Origin of the sequence: Phycicoccus sp. DTK01 (assembly GCF_017312765.1) — a bacterium.
In the GTDB taxonomy this organism is placed as follows: domain Bacteria; phylum Actinomycetota; class Actinomycetes; order Actinomycetales; family Dermatophilaceae; genus Phycicoccus; species Phycicoccus jejuensis.
The window spans coordinates 431,884-457,363 of record NZ_BOPU01000001.1; the positions used below are offsets into that span (position 1 = coordinate 431,884).

Below are 25,480 nucleotides of genomic sequence, written 5' to 3' on the forward strand. Positions count from 1 at the left end.
TCGTGAGCACCTCGCTGCTGGGCCGCCCCACCGGGAGAGAGACGCCCGCTCCGGGCCCGACTGATGGGGGCTCCCGCGGCACGAGTCGTCCGCGCCGGGTCGCCGTGGCACGGGGGCTGACCACGGCCTACGTGCTCGGGACGGTCGTGGCGCTGGGTGTGTGGGTGTTCGCGGCCCCGACGCGCCGACCGACGCTCGGGGAGCTCGTCTTCGGGGTCCTCAACGTCCCCGTGGCGCGCTCCTTCCTCTCGGTGGTGGTCCTCGCGCTGGTCGCCGGTGCTCTGGTGACCCGACGGCGCGTCGGCCTGCTGGCGGCCGCGGCCTTCCAGGTCGGGGGTGTCGCGGTCGGCGTCCTCGCCCTGCTGCCCCGCGAGTCGCTGCGGTGGCTCGACGTCTGGCGCTCGCGCGGGAGCTTCGGCCGCAGCCTCGACCTCCTGGCCCTGGTGGTCGGCGTGGTCGTGCTCGTCGTCCTGTGGGGAGCGCGGGCGGAGTTCGGCGGCCGGCTGCGCCCCCGCCACGTCGGAGCTGCCGTCACGACCCTCGCGGCCGGGCTGCTCGGGACGCTCGCGGTGGCGGCGGCCCTGCTCGAGGCGACGGAGCGGGACGGGGCCACGGCGGGCGCGCTGGCTCGCGCCGTCCTCGACGTCCTCGCCGGCGTCGGGGGAGCGGGTCGGGACATGGGCCACGCGGCGCCGTGGGTGACCCAGGTGGTCGCGACGCTCGCCGGCCTGGTCCTCGTCGCGACGGTCACCGTCCTGCTGCGCCCCGCGCCGTGGCGTCCCCGCTGGGACCCCGACGAGGAGGTGTCCGTGCGCGCCCTGCTGCGCACCCACGGTGCGGCCGACTCGCTGGGCTACCTCGCGACCCGGCGCGACAAGAGCCTGGTCTTCTCGCCCGACGGTCGCGCCGTCGTCGCGCACCGGGTGGTCGCCGGCGTGTCGCTGGCCGCGGGCGACCCCCTCGGCGAGCCCGGGTCGCGACCCGCCGCGGTGCAGGCGTGGCTCGAGGAGGCCCACCGGCACGGATGGCTCCCGGCCGTCGTCTCGGCCGGCGAGGAGGGCGCGCGCGTCTACCGGGCGGCCGGCCTGCGGGTCGGGACGATGGGGGACGAGGCCGTCCTCGACGTCGCGAGCTGGGACCCCGACGACCCGGGCCGGCGCTCGGTGCTCCGCGCGGCCCGGCGGGTGGGCCGGGCCGGGGTCGTCGTGTCCTGCACGCGGCAGGAGCACCTCTCCGCGGACGACCTCACCGAGCTGCGGGCCGCCGCCGACCGCTGGCGTGGTGACGAGCCCGAGCGCGGGTTCTCGATGGCCCTCGGCCGGTTCGGCGACCCGGCCGACGGGCGCGTCCTCCACGTCATGGCGCGCGCCGAGGACGGGCGGCTGGTCGGCCTGCTCACGTTCGTCCCGTGGGGCTCGTCCGGCCTCTCGCTCGACGTGATGCGCCACGACCCGCAGGCCCCGAACGGGGTGACCGAGCTGATGGTCGTCGAGCTGATGGCCCACGCCCGCGAGCTCGGGGTCACGTCGGTGTCGCTCAACTTCTGCATGTTCCGCGCCACCTTCGGGTCCGCGGGCGGGGTCGCGGCCACGACGGCGGTCCGGGCGGGCGCGACGCTGCTCGGCTGGCTCGACCCGTTCTGGCAGCTCGAGCGGCTCTACCGGTTCAACCGGCGCTTCGACCCGCGCTGGGTCGGCCGCTACTACTGCCTCGAGGAGCCGGCGTCGCTGCCGCTCGTCGCGCTGGCCGCCGCGACCGCCGAGGGGTTCCTGCCCTCGCGGCGCACCCCGGCGGAGGGGCCGCCGCTCGACGAGGAGCGGCTCGCGCGCGTGCGGGCCCTCGAGACGCCGGCCGGCGACCCGGCCGGGCCCGACCTCGACGACCGGCAGCAGGAGCTGCTCCGCCGCCGGCAGTCCCTCGTCGACGCCGGCACGGACCCCTACCCGGCCGGTCGTGGCCGTCCGGCGGACACCGTGGGCGAGCTGCTCGCGCGCTGGGAGGACGGAGCCGCCGTCGAGGTGTGCGCTCGCGTCCGGCGGGTGCGCGACCACGGCGGGGTCGCGTTCGTCGACCTCGTCGACGGGGAGGCCGGCGTGCAGGCGCTGCTCGAGGGCAGCGGCCGGGTGGCCGAGCTGGCCGGCGTCGTCGACGCGGGCGACCTCCTGCGGGTGGCCGGCCGGCTCACTACGACGCGCCGTGGCGTGCCGAGCATCGGGGTCGAGCGATGGTCGCTGGAGGCCAAGACGCTCCGAGCGTGGCCCGTCGACGATGCGACGTCGACGGTGACCCGCGCACGGCAGCGCGGCGCGGTGCTGGCGGCGCTGCGGCGGACGCTGCTCGACGACGGCTGCCTCGAGGTCGAGGTGCCCTCGGGCACCACGACGCAGGGCCACCTCGCGCGGCTGCTCGTTGGGGGTGCCGGCCCGGTCTTCGTCGTCGGGCCGACTGCCCTCGAGCTCCTCGAGCCCTACGGCGACGACTCCTCGATGCGCAGGCTCGTCGGACGGCTCGTGGCGTCGGCGGCCGCCGCCGTCGAGGGCGGCCCGGTCGCGACCGAGCGGACGAGCCCGACGTTCGTCGCCGGCCTCACGCGCTCGAGCTCGCCGCTCGCCAGGGCGGACCGCGAGGACCCCGGGCTCGCCGCGCGCTGGGACCTCGTGGCGGCCGGGACGGTCGTCGCCACCGGCTGCACACGGCTGACCGACCCCGTCGAGCAGCGAGAACGGACGACCCGGCCGGACACGGCGCCCGACGAGGATCTCCTCGACGCGCTGGAGCTCGGGGTGCCCCCGGCCGGCGGGCTGCGGGTCGACCTCGACGCGCTGCTTGCCCTCGTCACCGGCCGCCTCGAGGAGGCAGGCGCATGAGCCTCACCGGGGGCGCGTTCGTCGCGCTCGTCAGCGGGCTCCTCGTCGTGGTCTTCGTCGCGGCGCTGCTCGACCTGCCACGCACGCGGCGCCGCGGCCCGGCGATCGTCCTGCGCGGCACCAAGATCGCGCTCGTCGGGGTGCTCGCGGTCCTCGTCAGCGGGATCGCCCTCAACGACCAGTACCTCTTCTACACGTCGTGGGGTGACCTCCTCGGGTCCACGGGCGCGGTGTCCGGCACGGTGCTCGGCGCGCGCACGGTCGGCGCGGGCACGGCGGTCCCCGGTCCCGGGCTGGCCGGGCTGACCTCCCCGCGCGACCTCCCGGCGCTGCCGCAGCCGGGGCGCAGACAGCAGGTGTGGACGGTGCGCTCCGCGAGCCTGGGGACCGACGTGCAGGTGCTCGTCGAGCTGCCACCCGGGTACGAGCAGGACGTGACGCGCACCTACCCGGTGGTCGTCGGCCTGCACGGCTTCCCCTCGGTCCCGCTGTCGTACCTCCGGGAGGGGATCGTCACGGCGGAGGACCAGCAGGCTGCCGCGCACCGCATCGCCCCGGCGGTCGTCGTCATCCCGCAGATCAACGCGCCGGAGCACGACGACACCGAGTGCGTCGACGCCGCGGGCGGCCCCCGGGTGGACACGTGGCTGAGCCACGAGCTGCCCCGCTGGGTCGTCGCGCACCTGCGCGTGCGCACCGACCGTCAGGACTGGGCGGCCGTCGGCTACTCCTTCGGGGGATGGTGCGCCGCCTCGGTCACGCTGCGCCACCCCGACGTCTTCGGGGCCTTCGTCAGCCTGCAGGGCTACTTCCGGCCGGACTTCGGCACCACGCCGGCGCCGCAGGTGCCCGGTCTCGCGGGGTACGACCTCGTCCGGCTGGAGTCGCGCCACCCGGTAGCCGTCGCGGGATGGGTCGAGACCTCGCGGCAGGACACGCTCTCCTACCCCAGCTCCGCCGCGTTCCTCCACGCCGTGCGCGCGCCCACGTCGGTGACGGCGGTCGTGCTGGCCCGGGGAGGGCACCGGTCGGCCGTCTGGCAGCCGTTGCTGCCGGACGCCTTCCGCTGGCTCGGGCGGGCGCTGGCGGGCTTCCGCCCGTGAGGGCCACCGTGCGGCGTCGCCACCCGGCCCGTGCCCTCGTCGTGGGCGTGCTCGTGCTCGCCGCGGTCGGCCTCGTCGCGCCCACGGCCCGACGTCCCCACGAGCTGGACGCCGCCGCCCTCCAGGTGGTCGCCCTCGGCGACTCGGTGAGCACGGGGTACGGCTGCGACTGCGCGAGCTTCCCCGAGATGGTCACCGCCCGCCTCCGGACGCAGGTGGGTCGACCGGTGCAGCTGGACAACGACGCTGTCAACGGCGCCACGAGCACGGACCTCGTGTCCCAGGTCGGGCAGCCGGACGTGCTCTCCCACCTGCGTTCCGCGGCCGTCGTCATGGTGATGATCGGCGCGAACGACCTCCCGCTGGAGCCGAGCTCGGGCACGGCCTGCTCGACGAGCGATGACTCCGCCTGCCTCGCACCGAGGCTCGCTGCGCTGCGCAGCGCGCTCCAGCGCGTCGTCGCCGTCGTCCACGGCGCGTCCCCACACGCCGTGGTCGCGCTGCTCGGCTACTGGAACGTCGGGGTGGACGGTGACGTGGCCCGGGGGCGGGGCCCGGACTTCCTGACGAACAGCCGCGCCGTCACCGGTGCGGTCAACGACGTCATCGCGTCGGTCGCCGGCGCCACCGGCTCGCTCTACGTCGACGTCGCCCGCGTGCTCCTCGGACCGACCGGCGGGCGCGACCCCACGGACGACCTCCAGGCCGACGGCGACCACACCGACGAGAGCGGGAACTCGCTGCTCGCCGACGCCGTCATGACGGCCCTGCGGGACTCGGGGGCGCTCGGCACGCTGCGGCGCGCTGCGGTCGTCGCCGCGACGGACCCCGGCAGCACCCCCGCGGCGTCGAGCCGTTCCTCGAGCGCCGGTGCCAGCGTGGCCGCGAACGAGCGGGTCAGGTGGTTGTCGTCGAGGTAGACCCAGACGTTGCCGACCGAGGGGGTGCAGCGGCCGTCGGGACAGACCAGGTCGGTCAGGTCGACGGCGGTGAAACCCGGGATGCCACGGCGCCCGGCGAGCGTGGCCGCGGGGTCGGTGGCGGCGAGCTTCTCCGCCACGGGCCGTGTGCACGCCTCGTCGCCACGGGTGAGCGCGCACGAGACGACGCCGGAGGGGAAGCGGGGGTTGTCGCGCAGGCCGACCACGGGCGTGCCGCGGGAGGTGAGCGCCCGCACGGCGCCCGGCAGCCCGGTCACCACGCGCTCCGCCGGGGTGGTCGGGTGGGCGGCGGTCGACACCACGACGACGAGGTCGACACGCCGGCTCGTGGCGTAGGCCAGGGCGTCCTCGTTGAAGCGTGCGCACGCGCCCGTGCGGGTCGACGCCTCGCCGAACGAGCACGCCCCCTTGAGCACGGCCACCAGCCGCCACCGGTGCGCCCGGGCCAGGGGCTCCAGCGCCGCGAGCCACTGCTCGGCGTGGGAGTCGCCGACGACGAGGACCGTGGCGGACGCGGCACCCTCGGGCTCGAGCTGCGTGCACGACGTCCCCAGGGCGGGGTCGGCCCACGGGCCCCGGCAGACCGCGGGGAGCGTCGCGAACTCGTCCCGCAGCGCGGTGACCGCGGGGAGGCGGCGGTCGAGCGCCACGGCCGGCGCGACCTCCCCGGAGTGCACGGCCCGGGCGCCCGGGTAGCCGGCCACGACCGCCCCGCGCGACAGCTCGGCCCCACGGCGCCCGGCGGCGTCGAGGGTGAGGACGCCGGCGCCGGCGACCGCGACGACGAGCCCGGCCGTCCCGAGCGCGAGGACGGCGGCGCGGCGCGGGGCGACGCGGCCCAGGTCGAGCCGGCGCAGCGGCCGCTCGACGACCCGGGTCAGCCCCCACGCGAGGAGCAGCGAGACCGCGACGAGGACGACGCCGTCGGCGACGCCGGCGTGGGGCCGCCCCGTGGTGGCGAGCCACAGCACGAGCACCGGCCAGTGCACGAGGTAGAGCGCGTACGAGACGCCGCCCAGCCCGACGAGCGGGGGGAGGGCCAGGACGCGGTCGGTGCCCCACCGCGTCGTCGTGCCACCGGCGAGGACCACGGCGGCGGCGCTCACGAGGGGCCACAGCGCGGCCCAGCCGGGGAACGAGCCCTGGACGTCGAGCACGACACCGCAGGACACCAGCCCGGCCACGCCGACCCAGCCCAGGGGAGCCGCGACGCGGGGACCCACGCGCACCCGGCCGACCAGCAGGGCGAGCAGCCCGCCGAGGCCGAGCTCCCACAAGCGGGCGGTGGTGTCGAAGTAGGCGAAGGACTGCCGGGTCGCCGTCGTGTGCACCGACCACACGAACGAGGCGAGGGTGACCACCGCGAGGCCGGCGGCGACGGCCGCGGGGACGCCCACCCTCCGGGTGCGTCGGGCGACGGCCGCGCAGGCGAGGACGAGGAGGGGCCACACGAGGAACAGCTGCCCCTGCACCGAGAGGGACCACATGTGCTGCAGCGGGCTGGCCGACCCCTTGTCGGCTGCGTAGTAGTCGATGGCGCGGTGGGCGAGGACCCAGTTCTCGGAGTACGTCATCGAGCCGATGCCGTCGACGAGGACCGACCGCCAGCGCGGCGCGGGCAGGAGCAGCAGGGCGGCGCCGACCGTCGCCGTGACGACGACGGCGGCCGTCGGGACGAGGCGCGAGAAGATCCGCGCCCACTCCCGGGGCGGGCTGACCCGCTCCCCGCGCTCGAGCCGGCGCACGAGCCCACCGGTGAGGAAGAAGGCCGACACCAGGAGGAAGACGTCCACGCCGCCGCTGACGCGCCCGAACCACACGTGGTAGGCGACGACGAGCAGCACGGCGAGGGCCCGCAGCCCCTCGACGTCGTTCCTGCGGGACGGGCTCGGACCGGGCACCCGGACATCCGAGCGGCCCGCGGTGACCCCCGGTCGGACACCACGTGACGCGCAGGCGAACACCTAGGCTCGGCTCCATGGCAGCACGCGCGGGCATCGTCGTCACGGGCACCGAGGTGCTCACCGGCCGCGTCACCGACCGCAACGGTCCGTGGCTCGCCGAGCGGCTGCGGCTGCTCGGGGTCGACGTGGGCCAGGTGGTCGTCGTCGGCGACCGTCGCGAGGACCTCGCCGCCGCGCTGCGCCACCTGGCGGGGGGCCACGACCTCGTCATCACGACGGGCGGTCTCGGCCCCACCGCCGACGACCTGACGGCCGAGGTCGTTGCCGAGGTGCAGGGCGCGGTCCTGCGCCTCGACCCCGACCTCGAGGCCCGCATCGCGGCCCGCGTCGCCTCGCTGACCGCCGCCCGCGGCTGGGCCACCGCCCCGGAGACGATGGCCCGCGGGGTGCGCAAGCAGGCGATGGTGCCCGAGGGGGCGCACGTCCTCGAGCCGGTCGGCACCGCGCCGGGGCTGGTGGTCCCCTCCGCCCAGGGCCCCGCGGTGCTCGTCCTGCCCGGTCCGCCCGGGGAGCTGCGGCCGATGTGGGAGGACGCGGTGCGGGACACGCTGGTCCTCGCCGCGCTCGCCGGGCGCGAGGAGCTGCGCCAGCGGACGGTGCGCATCTGGGGACCGCCGGAGGCCGAGCTCGCCGAGGTCCTGCGCACGCACGAGGCGAAGCACGGGCTGGAGGGACTGGAGGTCACGACGTGCCTGCGCGAGGGCGAGCTGGAGGTCGTCACCCGCTTCGCCCCCGCGGGCCAGGAGGCGTACGACCGGCTCGAGGCGGCGCTCGTCGCGGCCTTCGCGGACGCCGTCTACAGCACCGACGGGCGCACCGTCGACGAGGTCGTCTTCGACCTGTTCGCCGGCACCGGCGCCACGCTCGCGACCGCCGAGTCCTGCACCGCCGGGCTGCTCGCCGGCCGCGTCGCCGACCTGCCGGGGTCCTCGGCCCACCTCGTCGGTGGCTTCGTCACCTACGCGAACGAGGCGAAGACCGCGCTCGTCGGCGTCCCCCCACGGCTGCTCGAGGAGCACGGGGCGGTGAGCCCGGAGGTCGCCGAGGCGATGGCGCGGGGGGCGCGCGAGCGGCTGGGCACCACGTGGGGGGTGGGGGTGACGGGGGTCGCCGGCCCCGGGGGAGGGACGCCCGAGAAGCCGGTCGGCCTCGTCCACGTGTGCGCGAGCAGCGCCGACCGGACCGAGCACCGGGTGCTGCGGCTCGGCGGCTCGCGGGAGGCCGTGCGCCGGCGGACCGTCGTGGAGTGCCTGCACCTGCTCCGGGTGCTGATGGCCGAGCGCCGCTGACGGGCCGTCAGGCGCCCGCCTGTTCGGAGGAGTCCACGAGGCTCGCGACGTGCGGCGGCAGGTCTCCGTCGAGCAGCTCTTGGAGGCTCGTGCCGTCCAGCACCTCGCTGAGGCTCGAGCGCACCGCGACCCACACGGCCGGCAGGTGCTCGGCGACGCCCTCGTAGGCGGTGTCCTGCGGCCGCAGCCCGCGCACCTCGGCGAGCGGGCCGTCGACCGCCCGGAACACGTCGCCGAGCGAGATCTCCGCGGCCGGACGGGCGAGGACGTAGCCGCCCCGCGGCCCGCGACGGCTCGTGACGAGCCCGGCGACCCGCAGCTCGAGGAGGACGGACTCGAGGAACTTGTGGGGGAGCGACTGCCGCCGCGCGAGCAGCTCCGAGGTGAGGTGCTCGGCGCTCGCCGTCCGGGCGTCGGCGAGCGCCAGCATCGCCCGGACGGCGTAGTCGGTGCGGGCCGAGATGCCGAGCACCGCGCTGTGGCGGACCGGTCGTGGCGGCCCCTCTCGCAGCGTGCCCGTCATGCCACGGGTCCGGCGCCGACCGGCTCCTCGCTGCGCAGGGCCCACGCGACGACGTCCTCGCCGGCGGTGTACCGGCGGCGCTCCGCCTCGGCCCGGGTCACCTGGGCCACGAACCGCTCTCCGTCGTCCGCGGTCAGCTCGATGCGGACCTCGAACCCGAGCCGGACGACCCGGTCGACACGGGCGGCGACGAGCGGGCCGACCGCCCCCTCGGCGGCCTGGCGCGACGCGGCCGTCGCGTGGTCGCGCTCGAGGACGATGTCGTGCGGACGCACCAGCCGGTCGCCCAGGCGCGAGACGGCGCCGAGGAAGGACATGACGAAGTCGTTCTCGGGCCGCTCGTAGAGGCTGACGGGGTCGCCCACCTGCTCGATGCGGCCCTTGTTGAGCACCGCGATCCGGTCGGCGACGTCGAGCGCCTCCTCCTGGTCGTGCGTGACGAGGACGGTCGTCACGTGGACCTCGTCGTGCAGGCGGCGCAGCCAGCGCCGCAGGTCGGCGCGGACCTTGGCGTCGAGGGCACCGAACGGCTCGTCGAGGAGCAGCACCTGGGGGTCGACGGCGAGGGCCCGGGCGAGGGCCATCCGCTGCCGCTGCCCTCCGGAGAGCTGCGCCGGGTAGCGGTGCTGGAACCCGTCCAGCCCGACGATCTCGAGCAGGTCGTCGACCTTGCGGGCGACCTCCGCCTTCGGGCGGCGGCGGATGGTCAGCCCGAAGGCGACGTTGTCGCGCACCGTCATGTGCTTGAAGGCGGCGTAGTGCTGGAAGACGAAGCCGATGCCGCGGCGCTGGGGCGGCTGGTGCGTCACGTCCTCGCCGTCGATGCGCACGATGCCGCCGTCGAGGTCCTCGAGCCCGGCGATCGAGCGCAGCAGCGTCGACTTGCCGGAGCCGCTCGGGCCGAGCAGCGCGGTGAGGGACCCGGCGGGGATCTCGAGGCTCACGTCGTCGAGCGCGACGAAGTCGCCGTAGGTCTTGCGGGCGTCGGTCACGGTGATCATCGGTGGGTCCTCTTCCGGTCGAGCAGCGTCATGCCGAGGAGCGTGAGCAGCGCGAGGCCCATGAGGAGGGTCGCCGCGGTGTACGCGCCGTAGGTGTTGTGGTCGTCGATGTAGCGCGAGTGGACGAGGAGGGTGAGGGTCTGGCTGACGCCCGGGAAGCCGGACGACACCATGATCACCGCCCCGAACTCGCCGAGGGCCCGTGCGACGGTGAGCACGACGCCGTAGGTCAGGCCCCACCGGATGGCCGGCAGGGTGATGCGCCAGAACGTCTGCCAGCCGGACGCGCCGAGGGTGGCGGCCGCCTGCTCCTGCTCGGTGCCGATCTCGTGGAGCACCGGTTCGACCTCGCGGACCACGAAGGGCAGCGTCACGAAGACGGTCGCGATGACCATGCCGGGCAGGCCGAAGATCACCTTGATGCCGGTGCTCTGCTCCAGGCCGCCGAACCACCCGCCGACACCCCACAGCATGATGAGGGAGACACCGACGACGATGGGGGACACCGCGAAGGGCAGGTCGACGACGGCCTGGACCACCCCGCGGAACGGCACCCGCCACCGGGCGAGCGCGATGGCGGTGACCACGCCGAAGACGACGTTGAGCGGCACGGTGATCGCGACGATGAGCAGCGAGAGGTTGAGCGCCGAGACCGCAGCGGGAGTGCGCACGGACGCCAGGAACGGGGCGAGACCCTCCCCGAAGGTGCGCCAGAGGATGACGACGATCGGGACCGCGAGGAGACCGACGAGGTAGACGAGGGCGAGCGTGCGCAGCGCGAGGGTCGCCCGACGGGTGGTCCTCATGCGGTGCTCGCCTCCCGCCGCTGGCTCAGCGTGGCCCAGACCCGCAGGACGAACAGGGTGAGGAAGGACACCGACAGCAGGGCCACCGACACGGCGGCCGCCGCGGCCGGGCTGTCGATCTCGATCTGCTGCTGGATGTACTGCGACACCACCTGCGTCTCCCGCGGGATGTTGCCCCCGATGAGGACGACCGAGCCGTACTCGCCGACCGCCCGGGCGAAGGCGAGCCCCGTGCCGGAGATGACCGCCGGCGCGAGGGAGGGCAGGACCACCCGGCGGAAGATCGTCGTGTTCGACGCGCCGAGCGAGGCCGCGGCCTCCTCGACCTCGCGGTCGAGCTCGATGAGGACGGGTTGCACGGACCGGACGACGAACGGCAGCGTGACGAAGGCCAGGGCGACCCCGAGCCCCCAGCGAGTGGCGTTGAGGTGCACGCCGATCGGGCTGTTCGGGCCGTAGAGCGAGAGCAGGACGATGCTCGCGACGATCGTCGGCAGCGCGAACGGCAGGTCGATGAGGGCGTTGACGACCCGCTGCCCCGGGAACTCGTCGCGCACGAGGACCCAGGCGACGAGCGTCCCCATCACGGCGTTGACGAGGGCGACGACGACGGAGACCCCGAGCGTGACCTCGAGGGCCGCGAGGGCGGCCGGCGCGGTGACCGCGGCCCAGAAGCCGGACAGGCCGTCGTCGAACGAGCGGACGGTGAGGGCCGCGAGCGGCAGCAGCACCATGACGCTGAGCCACAGGCCGACGACGCCGAGACCGAGGGCGCGGCCCCCGGGACCGCCCCGGCGGCGCCTCCCTCCCTGTGAGGAGGCGCGCGCCGGGGCGGCCGACGGGGGAGCCGGGGACGGGGGAGCCCCGACCGGCTGGGTGGTGGTGGACACGCCTGCGCTCACTGCGTCGCGGCGTTGTAGATCTTCGCGACGGAGCCCTTCTCCTTGTCGAAGAGGGCCGGGTCGACCGTGCTCCAGCCGCCGAGGTCGGCGATCGTCCAGAGCTTCTCCGGGGCGGGGAAGTCCGCGGCGAACTCGGCCGCGACGGTCTCGTCGACCGGGCGGAACCCCGCCTGGGCCCAGAGCTTCTGCGCCTGCGGCGTGTAGAGGAACTCGTCGAAGGCCTTGGCCTTCGCCGCGTTCTTGCTGGTGCTGAGGACGGCCACCGGGTTCTCGATCTTGAAGGTCTGCGGCGGGGTCACGTGCTCCACCGGGTCGCCCTCCCGCTCGATGAACAGCGCCTCGTTCTCGTAGCTGAGCAGGGCGTCGCCGCTGCCCTGGAGGAAGGTCTCGGTGGCCTCGCGTCCCGACTTCGGCTGCACCTTGACGTGGTCGCTCACGAGGGCGTTGACGTAGTCGAGGCCGGCCTGCACGTCCTGGCCGCCCTGGCTCTTCACGGCGTAGGGCGCCAGGAGGTTCCACTTCGCCGAGCCCGAGCTGAACGGGTTGGGCGTCACGACCTCGACGCCGGGCTTCAGCAGGTCGTCCCAGTCCTTGATGCCCTTGGGGTTGCCCTTGCGGACGACGATCGTCACGACCGACCCGAAGGGGATGCCCCGGTGCTCGCCGGAGCTCCAGCCCGGGTCGACCATCTTGGCGTCCACGAGGCGGGTGACGTCGGGCTCCACGGAGAAGCTGACGATGTCGGCCTCGGCGCCGGCGGCGACCTTGCGCGACTGGTCGCCCGAGGCGCCGTAGGACTGCTGGAACTGCACCCCCTTGCCCGCCTCGGTCTTCTGGAAGGCGGGGATCACCAGGTCGTAACCCACCTTCGGGACGGCGTACCCGTAGAGGTTGAGCGTCGTCGTGGCGCCTGCGGCCCCCCCGCCGGCGGCGGCGTCGACGTTGTCGCTGGCCCCGCCCCCGGCGCAGGCGCCCACCATCAGGGTCGCCCCCGTGAGGAGGGCAGCCAGTGCGGTTCGTCGGCTCGTCATCATGTGCTCCTGCGGCTCGTGCGTGTGTCGCGGACCCCTGCCCGCCACACGAACCCTATGGGGTTAGTAGGAATTGCCGCAAGGAAACGGAGAAAGTGGCGAGCGAGCACAGGAGCCCGGCCCGAAACCCTCAGGTCGGGACTCGTGCGACCGATGAGGCGGGCGTGGTGGACCGTCTCGACCTGCCGACTCGGCGCGCCCGGTCCATGATGGGCACGCCCCCTCGTTCCCTGTCCTCGAGGTCCCGCGTGCTCGTGCGTTCCCTGTCCTTCGGTGTCGCCTACGCCCTGGCCACCGTGCTCGGGCGTGCCGTCGTCGACCCCGCGACGGGCCTGGCCCTCTTCTGGCCGGCCGCCGGGGTGGGCGCCCTCTGGGGGCTGATGGCGCGCGGACGCCGCGAGCTCGCGGTCGTGGCCGCGGTGGCCGGCGTCGTCGCCGCCCTCGCCAACGGGCTGACCGGGTTCGGCTGGGGCACCGCGCTCCTGCTCGGCGTGGCCAACGCGGTCGTCGCCGCGGGCACGCGCCTGGTCTACAGCGAGTTCCGGGTGCGCACCAGCCGCCGGCAGGGAGGCCGCCCCCGCTGGGACGCCGAGCGCTACGCGAGCCTGTCCGACTTCTGGCGGCTGATGCTCGCCGGGTTCGTCGCGACCACGGCCAGCGCCCTGGTCGCCGTCGTCGCCCTCGGGCCCGTCGGCGGCGCACCGGTCACGCCGGCCACCGCGCTGGCGTGGGTCCTGCGCAACGGCGCGGCGGTCGCGGTCCTCACGGCGCCAGGCCTGACGACCAGGCACGCCCGCGCCCGCACCACCTGGGCGCAGCTCGCCGAGTTCGGCCTCGTCCTCGTCGTCACGGTCCCCGTCGTCTGGGCCGTCTTCGGGACCCGCCACACGCTGCCGCTCGCCTTCCTCCCCATCGCGCTGCTCCTCTGGAGCGGCATCCGGCTGCCGGTCCCGCTCGCGGCGGCCCACGGGGCGCTCATCGCGCTCGGGACCTTCCTCCTCGTGCGGTTCGCCGGCGGTGGTCCGTTCGGCGCCATCGCCGACCCCGTCTCCGCGGCCCAGGTCCTGCAGGCCTTCATGATCCTCGCCTCCGGGCTCGCGGTGATCCTCGCGACCGTCCAGACCGAGCGCGACCGGCTCCTGGAGTCGCTCTCGGTGTCGCGGCGCTCGGCGCGCATCCAGGCTGCGGACCTCGTCGCCATCACCCAGACCATCCCCGACGCGCTCGCGGTCGTCGACCGGCTCGGCCGGATGCGTCCGCTCAACACCGCCGCCCACCGCTGGCTCGGACCGCCGTTGCCGGACGGCTTTGCGGCGCGGCCCCCGCTGGCGCTCTCGGCCGAGAGCCTGGACCGCGCCGAGGACACGAGCGCACCGGGCCGGGCCCTGCGGGGCGAGCGCGTCGAGGACGAGCTGGTCCTCCTCGAGGACGTCGAGAGCGGCGAGACGCGGATGGTGACCGTCCACGCCGTCCCGCTGCGCGACCTCGACACCCGCAGCCCCGACCGCGCCCTCGTCGTGCTGCACGACAGCACCGAGGAGCACCGGCGGGTCACCGACCTCGACGCGGCGCGCGAGCGCTCCGAGCGGCTCGTCGCCGACGCGCCCCACGGCATCGCCGTGCTGGACCGCCAGGGCCGCATCATCCGGGCCAACGACAGCCTCGCGGAGGTCACCGGGCGGCCGCTGCACGAGCTCGAGGGCCTGCCGGTCGACGGTCTCTCGCCGCGCCACCCCGACGACGTCGCCCGCCACCTCGAGCGCGTGCTCCACGAGAACGGCCGCCCCGTCCGGGACGAGTGGACGCTCACCCGGCCCGACGGCGTCGACGTGCGCGTGGCGCTGACCAGCCGGGTGCTCTCGGCGGGGGAGGAGCGGGCCGAGACCGACGGCGTCGTCGTCATGAACGTCATCGACGTCTCCGAGCGGCACCGCTACGAGCAGCGCCTCACCCACCTCGCCGACCACGACGTGCTGACCGGCCTGCCGAACCGACGCCGGTTCGAGGAGGACCTGGAGCGCCAGCACCGCCGCGTCGAGCGGTACGGGCCCACCGGCGCCCTCATCCTCCTCGACCTCGACAACTTCAAGGACGTCAACGACACGCTCGGCCACGCGGCCGGCGACCAGCTGATCGTCTCGACGGCGAACGTCCTGCGGGCGACGGTGCCCCCGTCCGACCTCGTCGCGCGGCTGGGTGGCGACGAGTTCGCCGTGCTCCTGCCGGACGCGGACCGCGCCGGCGCGGAGATCGTCGCGGCCGAGATCGTCGAGCGCGTGCGGGCGCACACCTCCACCCTCGACGGCGTCAACCGGCGGGTCACTGCGAGCGTCGGCGTCGTGACGTTCGCCGACGCCCAGCAGCAGGACTCCGACATCCTCGCCCTCGCCGACATGCTCATGTACGACGCGAAGGACGACGGCCGCAACTGCTACGTCCTCCTCGGGGACTCGGCGCGACCGGAGCCGCGCTCGGGCGCCCGGCTGGCCTGGCGCTCCCGCCTCGAGAACGCCATCGAGAACGACCTCTTCGAGCTCTACCTCCAGCCGATCGTCGACGTCCGCACCAACCGCGTCAGCGGCGCGGAGGCCCTGCTCCGGCTCGTCGACGAGGGAGAGCCGGTCGCCCCCGGGCGCTTCGTGTACATCGCCGAGCGGACCGGTCTGGCCCCGGCCATGGACGCCTGGGTGGTGCGGCACGGGATCGCGATGCTCCGCCGCCTCCAGGCGCTGGCCCCCGGGCTCACGCTGGCGGTCAACATCTCCGGCAGCTCGATGGGGGACCCCGGCATCGAGGCCGAGCTCGTCGCCGGCCTGGAGCCGCACGACATCGACGCCGGCTCGCTCGTCGTCGAGGTCACCGAGACGGCCGCGGTCTCCGACGTGCTCGCCGCGCGGGCCTTCGCCGCCCGCCTCGGCGCCCTGGGCGTCCGCTTCGCCCTCGACGACTTCGGCACCGGGTTCGGGTCCTTCTCCTACCTCAAGCACATGCGCTTCGACGTCGTGAAGATCGACGGCGAGTTCGTCGCCGACTCCGACCAGAGCGACACCGACCGGGCCATCCTCGAGTCGATCGTCCGCATCGCGCACTTCCTCGGCAAGCGCACGGTGGCCGAGTTCGTCGGCCGGTGGGAGACCCTCGACGTCGTCCGTGACCTGGGTATCGACTACGCTCAGGGCTACCTCCTGGGGGAGCCGGTGCCGTTCGACGAGTTCGTGGCCCGTCACCTGGAAGAGGAGGTGGGGGTCCCGGGGGGACCGCACCGTGACCTCGCCCGGGCAACGACGCCGCACGTCATCGACCCGCGGAGGGATCTCCCGTGAGCAGCACGACCAACCGGCTCCAGCGGGGCACCGGCATCTTCGTCGTCCTCATGGCGACGGCCGCCGCCGGGATGCTCTGGTTCGCCCTCACGCTCACCGACCCCGAGGCGCGGCGCCCCGCCAAGGAGGGTGCGGTGTTCGGGGTCTGGCAGGTCCTCTACGACACGCAGGCTCCCTCGACCCAGCTGCTCGTCGCCGCGATCGGCCTCGCCCTCCTCCTGGCCGCCGGGGTCGCGCTCGTCGAGAGCCGCATCACCAAGCGCTACCGCCGCTCGGAGAACTCGGGCGAGACGCCGCTGGCGCCGAAGCTCGTCATGGCGCGCACCGCCGGGGTCTACCACGGCCCGGTCACGGTGACGGTCCTCATCCCCGCGCACAACGAGGAGGACCGGATCGTCGCCACGCTCGCCTCCCTCCAGGAGCAGACGAGCCGTCCCGACCGCGTCGTCGTCGTCGCCGACAACTGCACCGACGCGACCGAGGAGCTGGCCCGGGCGGCGGGGGTCGAGGTCTTCACGACCGTCGACAACGCGCACAAGAAGGCCGGTGGCCTCAACCAGGCCCTCGCGAGCCTGCTGCCGGAGCTCGGCGAGAACGACACCGTCATGGTCATGGACGCCGACACCGTCATCGGCCGCCAGTACCTCGAGACGGCGAAGCAGCGGATGACCGAGGACCGCGCCCTCATGGCGATCGGCGGCCTCTTCATGGGCGAGGACGGTCACGGTCTCATCGGGCAGTTCCAGCGCAACGAGTACATCCGCTACAGCCGGGACATCAAGCGTCGGCGCGGGCGGCTGTTCGTCCTCACCGGCACGGCGTCGGTCTTCCGGTCCGCGGCGCTGCGCGAGGTCGCGGCCCAGCGCGGCCGGCTGCTCCCGGGCGTCCCCGGCGACGTCTACGACACGGTCGCGCTCACCGAGGACAACGAGCTGACGCTCGCCCTGAAGTCGCTCGGAGCCCTCATGACCTCGCCGGCGGAGTGCACGGTGGTCACCGAGGTCATGCCGACCTGGCGGGCGATCTGGCACCAGCGCCTGCGCTGGCAGCGCGGGGCGCTCGAGAACCTCGGGGCGTACGGCCTGACCCCGCAGACATCGCGGTACTGGGTGCAGCAGTTCGGCATCGGGTACGGGTCGGTGGCCCTGCTCAGCTACTACGCCGCGATCTTCACGATGGCGGTGTCGCTCGACGACTGGGTCTGGTTCCCCTTCTGGCTCGGCGTCGGCGGGCTCTTCATGGTCGAGCGCGTCGTCACCGCCTGGCGTGGGGGATGGCGGGCCCGTCTCGTCGCGGCCACGCTCTTCCCGGAGCTCGTCTACGCGACGTTCCTCAACGTCGTCTTCCTCAAGGGCGTGGTCGACATCCTCGTCGGGCGGCAGGCGCAGTGGTCCCACGTGACCCGGTCGGCCGACGGCAAGGTCGTCGTCCGGGACGGGCAGCACGCATGACCGCCGTCGCCGTGCCGACCGGGCTCCTGTTCCCCGAGAGCACGATCTTCTCCCCGTGGTTCGCCGTGCTCAGTGTCTTCGTCGCCATCAACACGGTCATGTACGTCGCGCTGGCCGTCGCGAAGATCCTCCCCAAGGTCGACCCGCGCGAGTGGCTGCCGCGGCGCTACCAGCGCGCCCAGTCGCGCAGCATCCACCCGGTGGCCCCGGACGCCGCGAGGGACGAGGACGCCCTCAGGCGCTGACCTCCCGTTCCCGCCCCGCGAGGAGGGGCGCGAGCGTCGGGCCGGGCTCGTCGCCGAGCAGCGAGGCCGCCACCCACCGGGCGGCGAGGCCGTCGAACGTGCCGAGGTGGCGCAGCATCGAGTGGCTCCCGCCGGGCACGGTGACGATGCCGCCACGCGTGCCCGGCCCGAGACGCCGGGCGACGTCGCGCGCGAGGTCCGGACGGGCGACGCGGTCGGCGTCCCCGTGGACGAGGAGGACGTCGCGGCCGGACAGCGGCCCGACGGGGTCCCCGGGAGCCAGCCACGTCGCGAGGCCGACGACGGCCCGCACCCGCTCGTCCCCGGCGGCCAGCAGGGCGGCGCGGCCCCCGAGGCTGTGCCCGACGAGGGCGACCGGGACGTCGCCGACCTGCTCCGTCACGCGGTCGAGCGCCCACCGCGCGTCGTCGACCGGGTTCGGGTGGCCGGACCAGCCGCGGGTCGAGTTGAGCAGCCGCCAGACCGCGAGCCGGCGCCGTCCGGTGGTGGCCAGGCGGCCCGCGACCGGCACCATCCGCAGCACGGAGAGCTGGGTGGGGCTGACGGGCACGCCGCCGGTCCGGCTGCCGCCGCCGTGCAGGACGACGACGGCGCCCCGCGGCTCGGCGGGCACGGTGGTCGGCTCCAGGCGGCTGCGCACGTCGGTCACGGGTCCTGTCTACCCCGGGCGCCCGTGTCCCACCCGGCCGGCTCCGATCCGGTGGGCAGGAGCGGGCCGAACTCCCGGCGTGCCCACCCGTCGTGACCGTCCCTACCGTGCCGTCGTCGCCGTGGCGCGGTTCCTGTTCCGCGTGCTCGGCCTCCGCGTCGAGGTGCGGGGCGCGGAGCACCTGCCGGCCACGGGGCCGGTCGTCGTCGCGGCGAACCACCAGAGCTTCGCCGACTTCGCGGTCGTCGGTCTGCCCGCGGTGCAGCGGGGTCGGCTCGTGCGCTTCCTCGCCAAGGAGGCCGTCTTCCGGGCGCCCGTCGCCGGGTGGCTGATGCGCGCCATGGGGCACGTCCCGGTCGACCGCCGGGCGGGCGCGGCGGCCGCGGTCCGGGCGCTGCGGCTCCTGCGCGCCGGCGAGGTGGTCGGCGTGTACCCGGAGGCGACCATCGGCCACGCCTTCCTGCTCAAGGAGCGCGCGGACCTGCGACCCGGTGCGGCCCGGCTCGCCCTGGAGACCGGCGCCCCGCTCGTCCCCGTCGCGCACTGGGGGCTGCACCGGGTCCTCACCGTCGGGGGCCGGCTCTCGGTGCGGCGCGGACGGTGGGTCGGCGTCGTCGTCGGCGAGCCGCTGGTACCTCGGCCGGGGGAGGGTGTCGAGGAGCTGACCGACCGGCTGCACGCCCGCCTCGAGACGCTCGTCGAGGGCCTCGTCGACCGCTACCCGGACCCGCCGCGGGACCCGGTGTCCGCATGGTGGTGGCCGGCCACCCGCGGTGGCGGGGCTCCGGACGCGGCTGACGCTGCGCGGCTGGACCGGGCGGCGATGGACGAGGCCGACGACCACGCGGCTCGTCGACGGGCCCGACAGCGTTGACATCGTTGTCGCACAGGCGGAATCGTTTACATCACACGTAACCGGCCAGTAGGTGTGAGCAGGATCTCTGGCGGTACGTCGGATGTGACGAAGGACTCCCGCGTCGAAACGCTTCGACCGTGGACCGGCCACCCGCGCCTACGGTGCAATGGCTGTCTCGCAGGGCGGGATGCACGACGTCGTGGTCCCGCCCTCGGGTTGACCTGCGTGACGACCGAAAAGGGTGAGCATTGTGGCCGACCTGGAGAAGTCCCTGGACGAAGCGGGACTGACCAACGAGAGCGTCCGGGAGTACGTCCGTCACTGGGCGGACTTCCTCGGCGCCGAGCGCATCGAGGTGGTCTCGGCGTCCGACGACGCCCGCCTCGTGCGGGAGGCCCTGGAGGCGGGGGAGATCGAGCCGGCCGGGGAGGGGCTCTACTACTCGCGCAGCTACTCCAAGGACACCGCGCGGTCGGAGGAGCGCACGATCGTCGCCACGAGCCGCCCCGAGGACCGGGGCGTCTACAACAACTGGCGCCACAGCGACGAGATCCGGCCGGTCGTCGAGGGCCACATGAAGGGCGCCATGGCCGGCAAGACCATGTACGTCATCCCCTACCTCATGGCCCCGCCCGGCAGCCCCCTCGAGCGCTTCGCCGCGGGCGTCGAGATCACCGACAACCGCACCGTCTGCCTCCACATGATCCGGATGGCGCGCGTCGGCGTGAACCACATCAACTCGCTCGCGGAGCAGGACGTGTTCGTCCGCGCCGTGCACGTGACCGGCGACCTGCCGAACCTCGGTCAGGGCACGCCCGACGACCAGCGCTACTTCGTCACCGTCGCGGACGAGCGGACCATCCTCCACTTCGGCAGCAGCTACGGCGGCAACGCGCTGCTCGGCAAGATCGCCCACGGCCTGCGCCAGGCGGCGTACGACGGCTGGGCGTCGGGCGAGTTCCTCGGCGAGCAGTTCATGCTCCTCGGCATCACCGACAAGGAGACCGGCGAGACCCACCACGTCTGCGGCGGCTTCCCCAGCGCCTCGGGCAAGACGAACCTCGCGATGACGCTCGCCCCGGACGCGCTCGGCGACCGGTACCACGTCAGCTTCTACGGCGACGACATCGCGTGGCTCTGGGTCGACCCGAGCGACGGCCAGCTCTACGGGCTCAACCCCGAGAACGGCGTCTTCGGTGTCGCCAAGGACACGAACGAGAAGACCAACCCGACCGCGCTGGACTCCATCGCCGAGGGCACGCAGGCGCTCTTCACGAACGTCGCCTACAACGAGAGCACCCACGAGGTCTGGTGGGAGGGCAAGACGCCCGAGCGCCCCGCCGACGTCACCGGCTGGCGGGACTGGAAGGGCGAGGTCATCGCCGACCGCAACCCCGACGAGGCGAACGACCCCTGGGCACACCCGAACTCGCGGTTCACGACGACCCTCGCCAACGTGCCGAACGTCGCCCCCGACTTCGAGGACCCGAAGGGCGTCAAGATCGACGCGATCATCTTCGGTGGCCGCACCCGCGACCGCGAGCCGCTCGTGCGCGCCATCACCGACCTCGCCGAGGGCGTCTACGACGGCCTGACGCTCGGCGCCGAGGCGACCTTCGCCGCCGAGGGCGTCGACGGCAGGCTGCGCTACGACCCGATGTCGATGCGCCCGTTCATGTCCTACCCCGAGGGCCCCTACGCCGCGCACTGGCTGAAGATCGTCGGGGCCGCGAAGGACCAGCCGATCTTCGCGCACGTCAACTGGTTCCAGCGCGACGAGGAGGACGGCCACTTCCTCTGGCCCGGCTACCGCGAGAACCTCCGCGCGCTCCTCTGGCTCGTGCAGCTCAAGAAGGGCGAGGTGACCGGTCGCCGCACCGCGGTCGGCATCCTCCCGACCAAGGACGAGCTCGACCTCGTCGGTCTCGAGATCGACGAGGACGACCTCGACACCATCCTCGACGTCGACGTGCAGCGCTGGCGCGAGGAGATGGGCCACCGCGAGGAGCACCTGCGGCAGTTCGCGGACCTCCCCGAGGAGATCTGGGAGGCCCACCGGCGCGTGGCCGCGGCCCTCGAGGCGGACGCCAGCGTCCGCGCCTGAGCGACCTCGGACGGGCCCGGGCCCCGTGGGTGCGAACCCTCGGGGCCCGGGCCCTCCCGCGTCCACCCCTACGATGCTCGGCGTGGCGGTCGCACGGTTCGCGGGGCTCGAGGCCCGGGGCGTCGAGGCGGTCGTCCACGACCCCGACGCGCTGACCAGCGGCTTCTGGGCCGTCGTCGTCACCTTCGAGGGCGAGCTGACCGCCGTCCGGATGGGGGAGGTCAGCCGCGCGGCGCCGCCGGCCGTCGACGCCGGCTGGGCCGGCCTCGCGGGGGAGTGGCGCACGAGCCTGGACCGGGACGGGTACGTCGCGGCCGTCGAGGAGGTGCGGGCGCGCATCGCCGTGGGCACGGTCTACCAGGTCAACGTCTGCCGGGTGCTCGAGCACGACCTGCCCGACGACGCCTCGGTGCTGGGGCTGGGGGCGGTGCTCGCCCGCGGCAACCCCGCGCCGTACGCGGCGACCCTCGACCTGCCGGAGGCCGGACTCGAGATCGTCTGTGCCTCACCGGAGCTGTTCCTCCAGCGGCGTGGTGACCTGGTCCGCTCCGGACCCATCAAGGGCACCGCGCCGACCGCCGGAGGGCTGCTCCCCAAGGACTACAGCGAGAACGTCATGATCGTCGACCTCGTCCGCAACGACCTCGGGCACGTCAGCCGTCCCGGGACGGTCGAGGTCGAGGCGCTCTGCCGGCTCGAGGAGCACCCCGGGCTCGTCCACCTGACCTCCGACGTCGCGGGCCGCCTGCGCCCGGGCACGGGGTGGCGCGAGCTGCTCGCGGCGACCTTCCCGCCGGGCTCGGTCAGCGGCGCGCCGAAGCACACGGCGCTCCGGGCGATCGCCGACCTCGAGCCCGTGCCGCGCGGCCCCTACTGCGGGGCGGTCGGCTGGGTCGACGCCGACCGCGACGAGGCGGAGCTGGCCGTCGGCATCCGCACCTTCTGGGCCGCCCGCACCGACGACGGACGGCGCGTCCTGCGGTTCGGCACGGGCGCCGGGATCACGTGGGGCAGCTCGCCGGAGGGGGAGTGGGCCGAGACCGAGCTCAAGGCGGCGCGTCTCGTCGCCCTTGCCGCGGGACGGCCGGTCGCGTCTGGGACAGTGTGCGCATGAACGACATCCGCGTGTGGGTCGACGGCGCCCGGGTGGCGGCGGACGGCCCGGCCGTCAGTGCCGTCGACCATGGCGTGACCGTCGGCGACGGGGCGTTCGAGACCGCGAAGATCGCCGCCGGCGTGCCGTACGCCGTGAGCCGGCACCTGGCCCGGATGGACCGCTCGCTCGCCGGGCTCGGCCTGCCCGCCGCCGACCACGACCGCGTCCGCGAGGGCATCGCGGCGGTCCTCGACGGCCCCGCCATCCCCTTCGGGCGGCTGCGCTGGACGGTGACCGGCGGCCGGGGGCCGCTGGGCTCGGACCGGCTCGACGCGGGGCTCACCTACATCGTCACCGCCGTCGAGCACGCACGTCCTCCCGCCACCGGCGCGGTCGTCACCGTCCCCTGGGTGCGCAACGAGCGCTCGGCGACCGCAGGGCTCAAGACGACGTCCTACGCCGAGAACGTCGTCGCCCTGGCGCGCGCGCAGGAGCAGGGCGCCGTCGAGGCGCTCTTCGCGAACACGCGCGGCGAGCTGTGCGAGGGCACGGGCAGCAACGTCTTCGTCGTCACCGGCGGGGTCGTGCGCACCCCGCCCCTGTCCAGCGGGTGCCTCGCCGGCATCTCGCGCGAGCTCGTCCTCGAGTGGTGCCGCGCCGAGGGCGTCGAGGTGCTCGAGGAGGACCTCCCGCTGTCGGTGCTCAGCGAGGCCGACGAGCTCTTCCTCACCTCGTCCGTCAAGGACGTCATGCCCGTCTCGGCGGTCGACGGGCGGCCGCTGCCGGCGCCCGGACCGCTGACCACCGCCGTCCGGGCCGCCTGGGCCCGTCACGCCGCCGCCGAAGGAGTCGACCCGTGACCGAGACCCCCACCCGCCGACCCTTCTTCCGACCGGCCGACGACCACGACGAGTGGGCGTGGCGGCAGCGGCTGCGGGCCAACCGCGGCACGCGGTTGGCGCTGCGCCTCGTCGTCGCCGTCGTCGGGCTGGTCCTCGTGCTCGGCGGCTTCGCGCTCGTGCCCCTGCCCGGCCCCGGCTGGCTCATCGTCATCCTCGGTCTCGGCGTCTGGGCCTCGGAGATCGAGCCGGCGTCCGACCTCCTCGAGTGGGTCAAGAAGCAGGTGCGCCGGTGGGAGCACTGGATGCGCCGGCAGTCCCGCGGCGTCCAGGCGCTCGTGGCCCTCGCCACCTTCCTGTTCGTCCTCGCCGTGCTCTGGGTGACGTTCCGGCTCACCGGGGTCCCCACGTTCCTGCCCGACGGGCTCGAGGCCTGGATCCACGGCCACCTCGCCCTCTGAGGGGGCCGCGCCACGCCGGCCACCCCGATTTCCGCCGGGCCCCCGGCGCCGGGTATCCTCGGCAGGCCGCACGGCGCGGATGTGTAGCTCAGTTGGTCAGAGCGTTCGCTTCACACGCGAGAGGTCGGGGGTTCGAGCCCCTCCACATCCACCAGCACGACGACAGGCCCCGGACCGCGACGCGGACCGGGGCCTCACGCGTCCCACTCCTCGACGCGTGACAAACGGAGGGGTGCGACGTCGGGGCGGAGGTGTATGCATGGGGGATGCAGCTGACCGTCCGGGCCATCCACACCTTCCCGGTGCGCGGTGGGGACGCCGTGACGCACGAGTCTGTCGCCGTCGAGGCCGACGGCCTCGAGGGCGACCGGCGCAAGCGCGCGGCCGTCTCGATCGTCGGCCACGACTCGCCGCACACGCGGGCCAACCTCGTGCTCGACGCGCCGACGGCCGCCGTCGAGGGCCTGGCCGGCACCCTCGTCCGCGTCGGCGGCACACTGCTCGCGGTCGAGGGCACCGGCAACGCGTGCCCCGGGCTCTACGCCGCGGTCGGCCAGGTCGGCACGGTGCGGGTGGGTGACGTCGTCGAGCGGGTGGAGCACGAGGCGTGAGCACGGTCGCCACCACCGCGCACGACGCGGGCGTCGAGCGGCTGCTGGCCAGCCACCGGGCCATCCCCGACGGCGCCCCCGTCCGCCTGGCCAAGCGCACGAGCAACCTCTTCCGGGGCCGCACCCCGACGGGCGTGCCCGGGCTCGACACGAGCGGTCTCGGGGGCGTCGTGTCCGTCGACCCCGACGCGCGGACGGCCGACGTGCAGGGCATGTGCACGTACGAGGACCTCGTCGACGCCACGCTGCCGCACGGCCTGACGCCCCTCGTCGTCCCCCAGCTGCGCACCATCACGCTCGGGGGCGCGGTGACCGGCCTCGGCATCGAGTCGACGTCGTGGCGCAACGGCCTGCCGCACGAGTCCCTTCTCGAGATGGACGTGCTGACCGGCGGCGGCGACATCGTCACCTGCGACGCCGTCGACCGGCACCCCGACCTCTTCCGCGGCTTCCCCAACTCCTACGGGACGCTCGGGTACGCGACCCGGCTGCGCATCGAGCTCGAGCCCGTCGGCCGGACCGTGTCGCTGCGCCACGTGCGCTTCCACGACCTCGACGCCCTCCTCGCGGCCGTCGGCGAGGTGATGTCCACCGGCGCCCACGAGGGCGAGGAGGTCGACTACCTCGACGGCGTCGTCTTCAGCGCGGACGAGTCCTACCTCGTCCTCGGCCGGCGCAGCGACGAGCCCGGCCCGACCAGCGACTACACGGGGCAGCGGGTCTTCTACCGGTCCATCCAGCACGACCACCCGCGCCCGACCCGCGACACCCTGAGCACCCTCGACTACCTCTGGCGCTGGGACACCGACTGGTTCTGGTGCTCGCGCGCGTTCGGGGCGCAGAACCCGGCGCTGCGCCGGGTGTGGCCGCGACGCTGGCTGCGCTCGAGCGCCTACTGGCGGCTCGTCGCCCTGGACCGCCGGTTCGACGTCGCCGACCGCCTCGAGGCGCGCAAGGGGCGGCCTCCGCGCGAGCGTGTCGTCCAGGACGTCGAGATCCCGCTCGAGCGCACGGCCGAGTTCCTGCGCTGGTTCCTCCGCGAGGTCCCGATCGAGCCGATCTGGTTGTGCCCGTTGCAGCTCCGTGACGAGCGGACGTGGACCCTCTACCCCCTGCGCCCCGGCGAGCGGTACGTCAACGTCGGGTTCTGGTCGACGGTGCCGGTCAACCCGGCACAGCCGCCCGGCGCGGCGAACCGCCGCGTCGAGGACGCGGTGAGCGCCCTCGGCGGGCACAAGTCCCTGTACTCCGAGGCGTTCTACGACGAGGAGACCTTCTGGCGCCACTACGGCGGCGACCACTACCCGGCGCTCAAGGAGCGCTACGACCCCGGACACCGGCTGCCCGACCTCTACGCGAAGGCCGTGCGCGGTGCCTGACCACCACCCAGGAGGAGA

General features: G+C 74.5%; 20 protein-coding genes, 1 tRNA gene and 1 pseudogene. 15 read left to right on the forward strand and 7 right to left on the reverse strand.

All coding sequences use genetic code 11. The features are described from left to right. Positions 1 to 104: 104 nt before the first annotated feature. The 3 genes from J3473_RS01965 to J3473_RS19410 are packed head-to-tail and all read left to right on the forward strand — an operon-like array spanning position 105 to position 4,890. Positions 105 to 2,867, forward strand: coding sequence for a phosphatidylglycerol lysyltransferase domain-containing protein (locus J3473_RS01965; RefSeq protein ID WP_207021686.1), 2,763 nt, complete (start codon positions 105 to 107; stop codon positions 2,865 to 2,867). Next, positions 2,864 to 3,970, forward strand: a complete 1,107-nt coding sequence (locus tag J3473_RS01970) for an esterase family protein (RefSeq protein WP_207021687.1) — start codon at positions 2,864 to 2,866, stop codon at positions 3,968 to 3,970. The genes J3473_RS01965 and J3473_RS01970 overlap by 4 nt, the downstream gene beginning before the upstream one ends. Further along, the gene (locus J3473_RS19410) at positions 3,967 to 4,890 is read left to right on the forward strand and encodes an SGNH/GDSL hydrolase family protein (protein ID WP_242525620.1); all 924 of its coding nucleotides are present in this window, start codon (positions 3,967 to 3,969) and stop codon (positions 4,888 to 4,890) included. The genes J3473_RS01970 and J3473_RS19410 overlap by 4 nt, the downstream gene beginning before the upstream one ends. On the opposite strand, the pseudogene J3473_RS01975 reads toward J3473_RS19410, so the two are convergent. After that, positions 4,890 to 6,875, reverse strand: a pseudogene (locus J3473_RS01975) (acyltransferase family protein); the annotation flags it as partial. The gene J3473_RS19410 and the pseudogene J3473_RS01975 sit on opposite strands and share 1 nt — an antisense overlap. A 14-nt stretch (positions 6,876 to 6,889) precedes the next feature. On the opposite strand from J3473_RS01975, the gene J3473_RS01980 reads away from it, so the two are divergent. Further along, the gene (locus tag J3473_RS01980) at positions 6,890 to 8,164 is read left to right on the forward strand and encodes a competence/damage-inducible protein A (protein ID WP_207021689.1); all 1,275 of its coding nucleotides are present in this window, start codon (positions 6,890 to 6,892) and stop codon (positions 8,162 to 8,164) included. 7 nt (positions 8,165 to 8,171) lie between these two features. Here J3473_RS01980 and J3473_RS01985 read toward each other — a convergent pair whose 3' ends face one another. Genes J3473_RS01985 through J3473_RS02005 form a run of 5 tightly spaced genes read right to left on the reverse strand, consistent with a single transcriptional unit; the run spans position 8,172 to position 12,427 of the window. Beyond that, complete coding sequence (locus tag J3473_RS01985; protein ID WP_207021690.1) at positions 8,172 to 8,687, reverse strand: Rrf2 family transcriptional regulator; 516 nt, start codon at positions 8,685 to 8,687, stop codon at positions 8,172 to 8,174. Continuing rightward, on the reverse strand, positions 8,684 to 9,688 hold the full coding sequence (locus J3473_RS01990; RefSeq protein ID WP_207021691.1) for a sulfate/molybdate ABC transporter ATP-binding protein: 1,005 nt from the start codon (positions 9,686 to 9,688) through the stop codon (positions 8,684 to 8,686). The genes J3473_RS01985 and J3473_RS01990 overlap by 4 nt, the downstream gene beginning before the upstream one ends. Further along, the gene (locus J3473_RS01995; RefSeq protein ID WP_207021692.1) at positions 9,685 to 10,494 is read right to left on the reverse strand and encodes a sulfate ABC transporter permease; all 810 of its coding nucleotides are present in this window, start codon (positions 10,492 to 10,494) and stop codon (positions 9,685 to 9,687) included. The genes J3473_RS01990 and J3473_RS01995 overlap by 4 nt, the downstream gene beginning before the upstream one ends. After that, complete coding sequence (gene cysT / locus J3473_RS02000) at positions 10,491 to 11,384, reverse strand: sulfate ABC transporter permease subunit CysT (RefSeq protein ID WP_207021693.1); 894 nt, start codon at positions 11,382 to 11,384, stop codon at positions 10,491 to 10,493. Before cysT ends, J3473_RS01995 begins: the two co-directional genes overlap by 4 nt. Positions 11,385 to 11,392: 8 nt before the next feature. After that, positions 11,393 to 12,427, reverse strand: a complete 1,035-nt coding sequence (locus J3473_RS02005) for a sulfate ABC transporter substrate-binding protein (RefSeq protein ID WP_157577654.1) — start codon at positions 12,425 to 12,427, stop codon at positions 11,393 to 11,395. A 248-nt stretch (positions 12,428 to 12,675) separates the two neighbouring features. On the opposite strand from J3473_RS02005, the gene J3473_RS02010 reads away from it, so the two are divergent. The 3 genes from J3473_RS02010 to J3473_RS02020 are packed head-to-tail and all read left to right on the forward strand — an operon-like array spanning position 12,676 to position 17,446. Then, a complete protein-coding gene (locus J3473_RS02010) occupies positions 12,676 to 15,750 on the forward strand; it encodes an EAL domain-containing protein (protein WP_207021694.1) in 3,075 nt (1,024 codons plus the stop codon). Further along, entirely contained in the window at positions 15,747 to 17,201 is a 1,455-nt protein-coding gene (locus J3473_RS02015) for a glycosyltransferase (RefSeq protein WP_242525621.1), read from the forward strand. Before J3473_RS02010 ends, J3473_RS02015 begins: the two co-directional genes overlap by 4 nt. Further along, a complete protein-coding gene (locus J3473_RS02020) occupies positions 17,198 to 17,446 on the forward strand; it encodes a hypothetical protein (protein ID WP_030529088.1) in 249 nt (82 codons plus the stop codon). Before J3473_RS02015 ends, J3473_RS02020 begins: the two co-directional genes overlap by 4 nt. Here J3473_RS02020 and J3473_RS02025 read toward each other — a convergent pair. Further along, positions 17,436 to 18,116 (reverse strand): alpha/beta hydrolase, encoded by a 681-nt coding sequence (locus J3473_RS02025; protein WP_242525622.1) that lies wholly within the window; start codon positions 18,114 to 18,116, stop codon positions 17,436 to 17,438. The two genes, J3473_RS02020 and J3473_RS02025, sit on opposite strands and share 11 nt — an antisense overlap. Positions 18,117 to 18,195: 79 nt before the next feature. On the opposite strand from J3473_RS02025, the gene J3473_RS02030 reads away from it, so the two are divergent. From J3473_RS02030 to J3473_RS02065, 8 genes are all read left to right on the forward strand, one after another. Next, on the forward strand, positions 18,196 to 18,990 hold the full coding sequence (locus tag J3473_RS02030) for a 1-acyl-sn-glycerol-3-phosphate acyltransferase (protein ID WP_207021695.1): 795 nt from the start codon (positions 18,196 to 18,198) through the stop codon (positions 18,988 to 18,990). A gap of 232 nt (positions 18,991 to 19,222) precedes the next feature. Beyond that, positions 19,223 to 21,076, forward strand: a complete 1,854-nt coding sequence (locus tag J3473_RS02035; RefSeq protein ID WP_207021696.1) for a phosphoenolpyruvate carboxykinase (GTP) — start codon at positions 19,223 to 19,225, stop codon at positions 21,074 to 21,076. An 82-nt stretch (positions 21,077 to 21,158) separates the two neighbouring features. Further along, positions 21,159 to 22,190, forward strand: coding sequence for a chorismate-binding protein (locus tag J3473_RS02040; protein WP_242525623.1), 1,032 nt, complete (start codon positions 21,159 to 21,161; stop codon positions 22,188 to 22,190). Continuing rightward, the gene (locus tag J3473_RS02045; RefSeq protein WP_207021698.1) at positions 22,187 to 23,032 is read left to right on the forward strand and encodes an aminotransferase class IV; all 846 of its coding nucleotides are present in this window, start codon (positions 22,187 to 22,189) and stop codon (positions 23,030 to 23,032) included. The genes J3473_RS02040 and J3473_RS02045 overlap by 4 nt, the downstream gene beginning before the upstream one ends. Further along, a complete protein-coding gene (locus J3473_RS02050; protein ID WP_207021699.1) occupies positions 23,029 to 23,472 on the forward strand; it encodes a TIGR02611 family protein in 444 nt (147 codons plus the stop codon). Before J3473_RS02045 ends, J3473_RS02050 begins: the two co-directional genes overlap by 4 nt. Before the next feature lie 77 nt (positions 23,473 to 23,549). Continuing rightward, positions 23,550 to 23,626 (forward strand) — tRNA-Val (locus tag J3473_RS02055). A gap of 112 nt (positions 23,627 to 23,738) precedes the next feature. After that, a complete protein-coding gene (locus tag J3473_RS02060) occupies positions 23,739 to 24,083 on the forward strand; it encodes a hypothetical protein (protein ID WP_207021700.1) in 345 nt (114 codons plus the stop codon). Beyond that, a complete protein-coding gene (locus tag J3473_RS02065; RefSeq protein WP_242525624.1) occupies positions 24,080 to 25,462 on the forward strand; it encodes an FAD-binding oxidoreductase in 1,383 nt (460 codons plus the stop codon). The genes J3473_RS02060 and J3473_RS02065 overlap by 4 nt, the downstream gene beginning before the upstream one ends. The last annotated feature ends 18 nt before the right edge of the window (positions 25,463 to 25,480 follow it).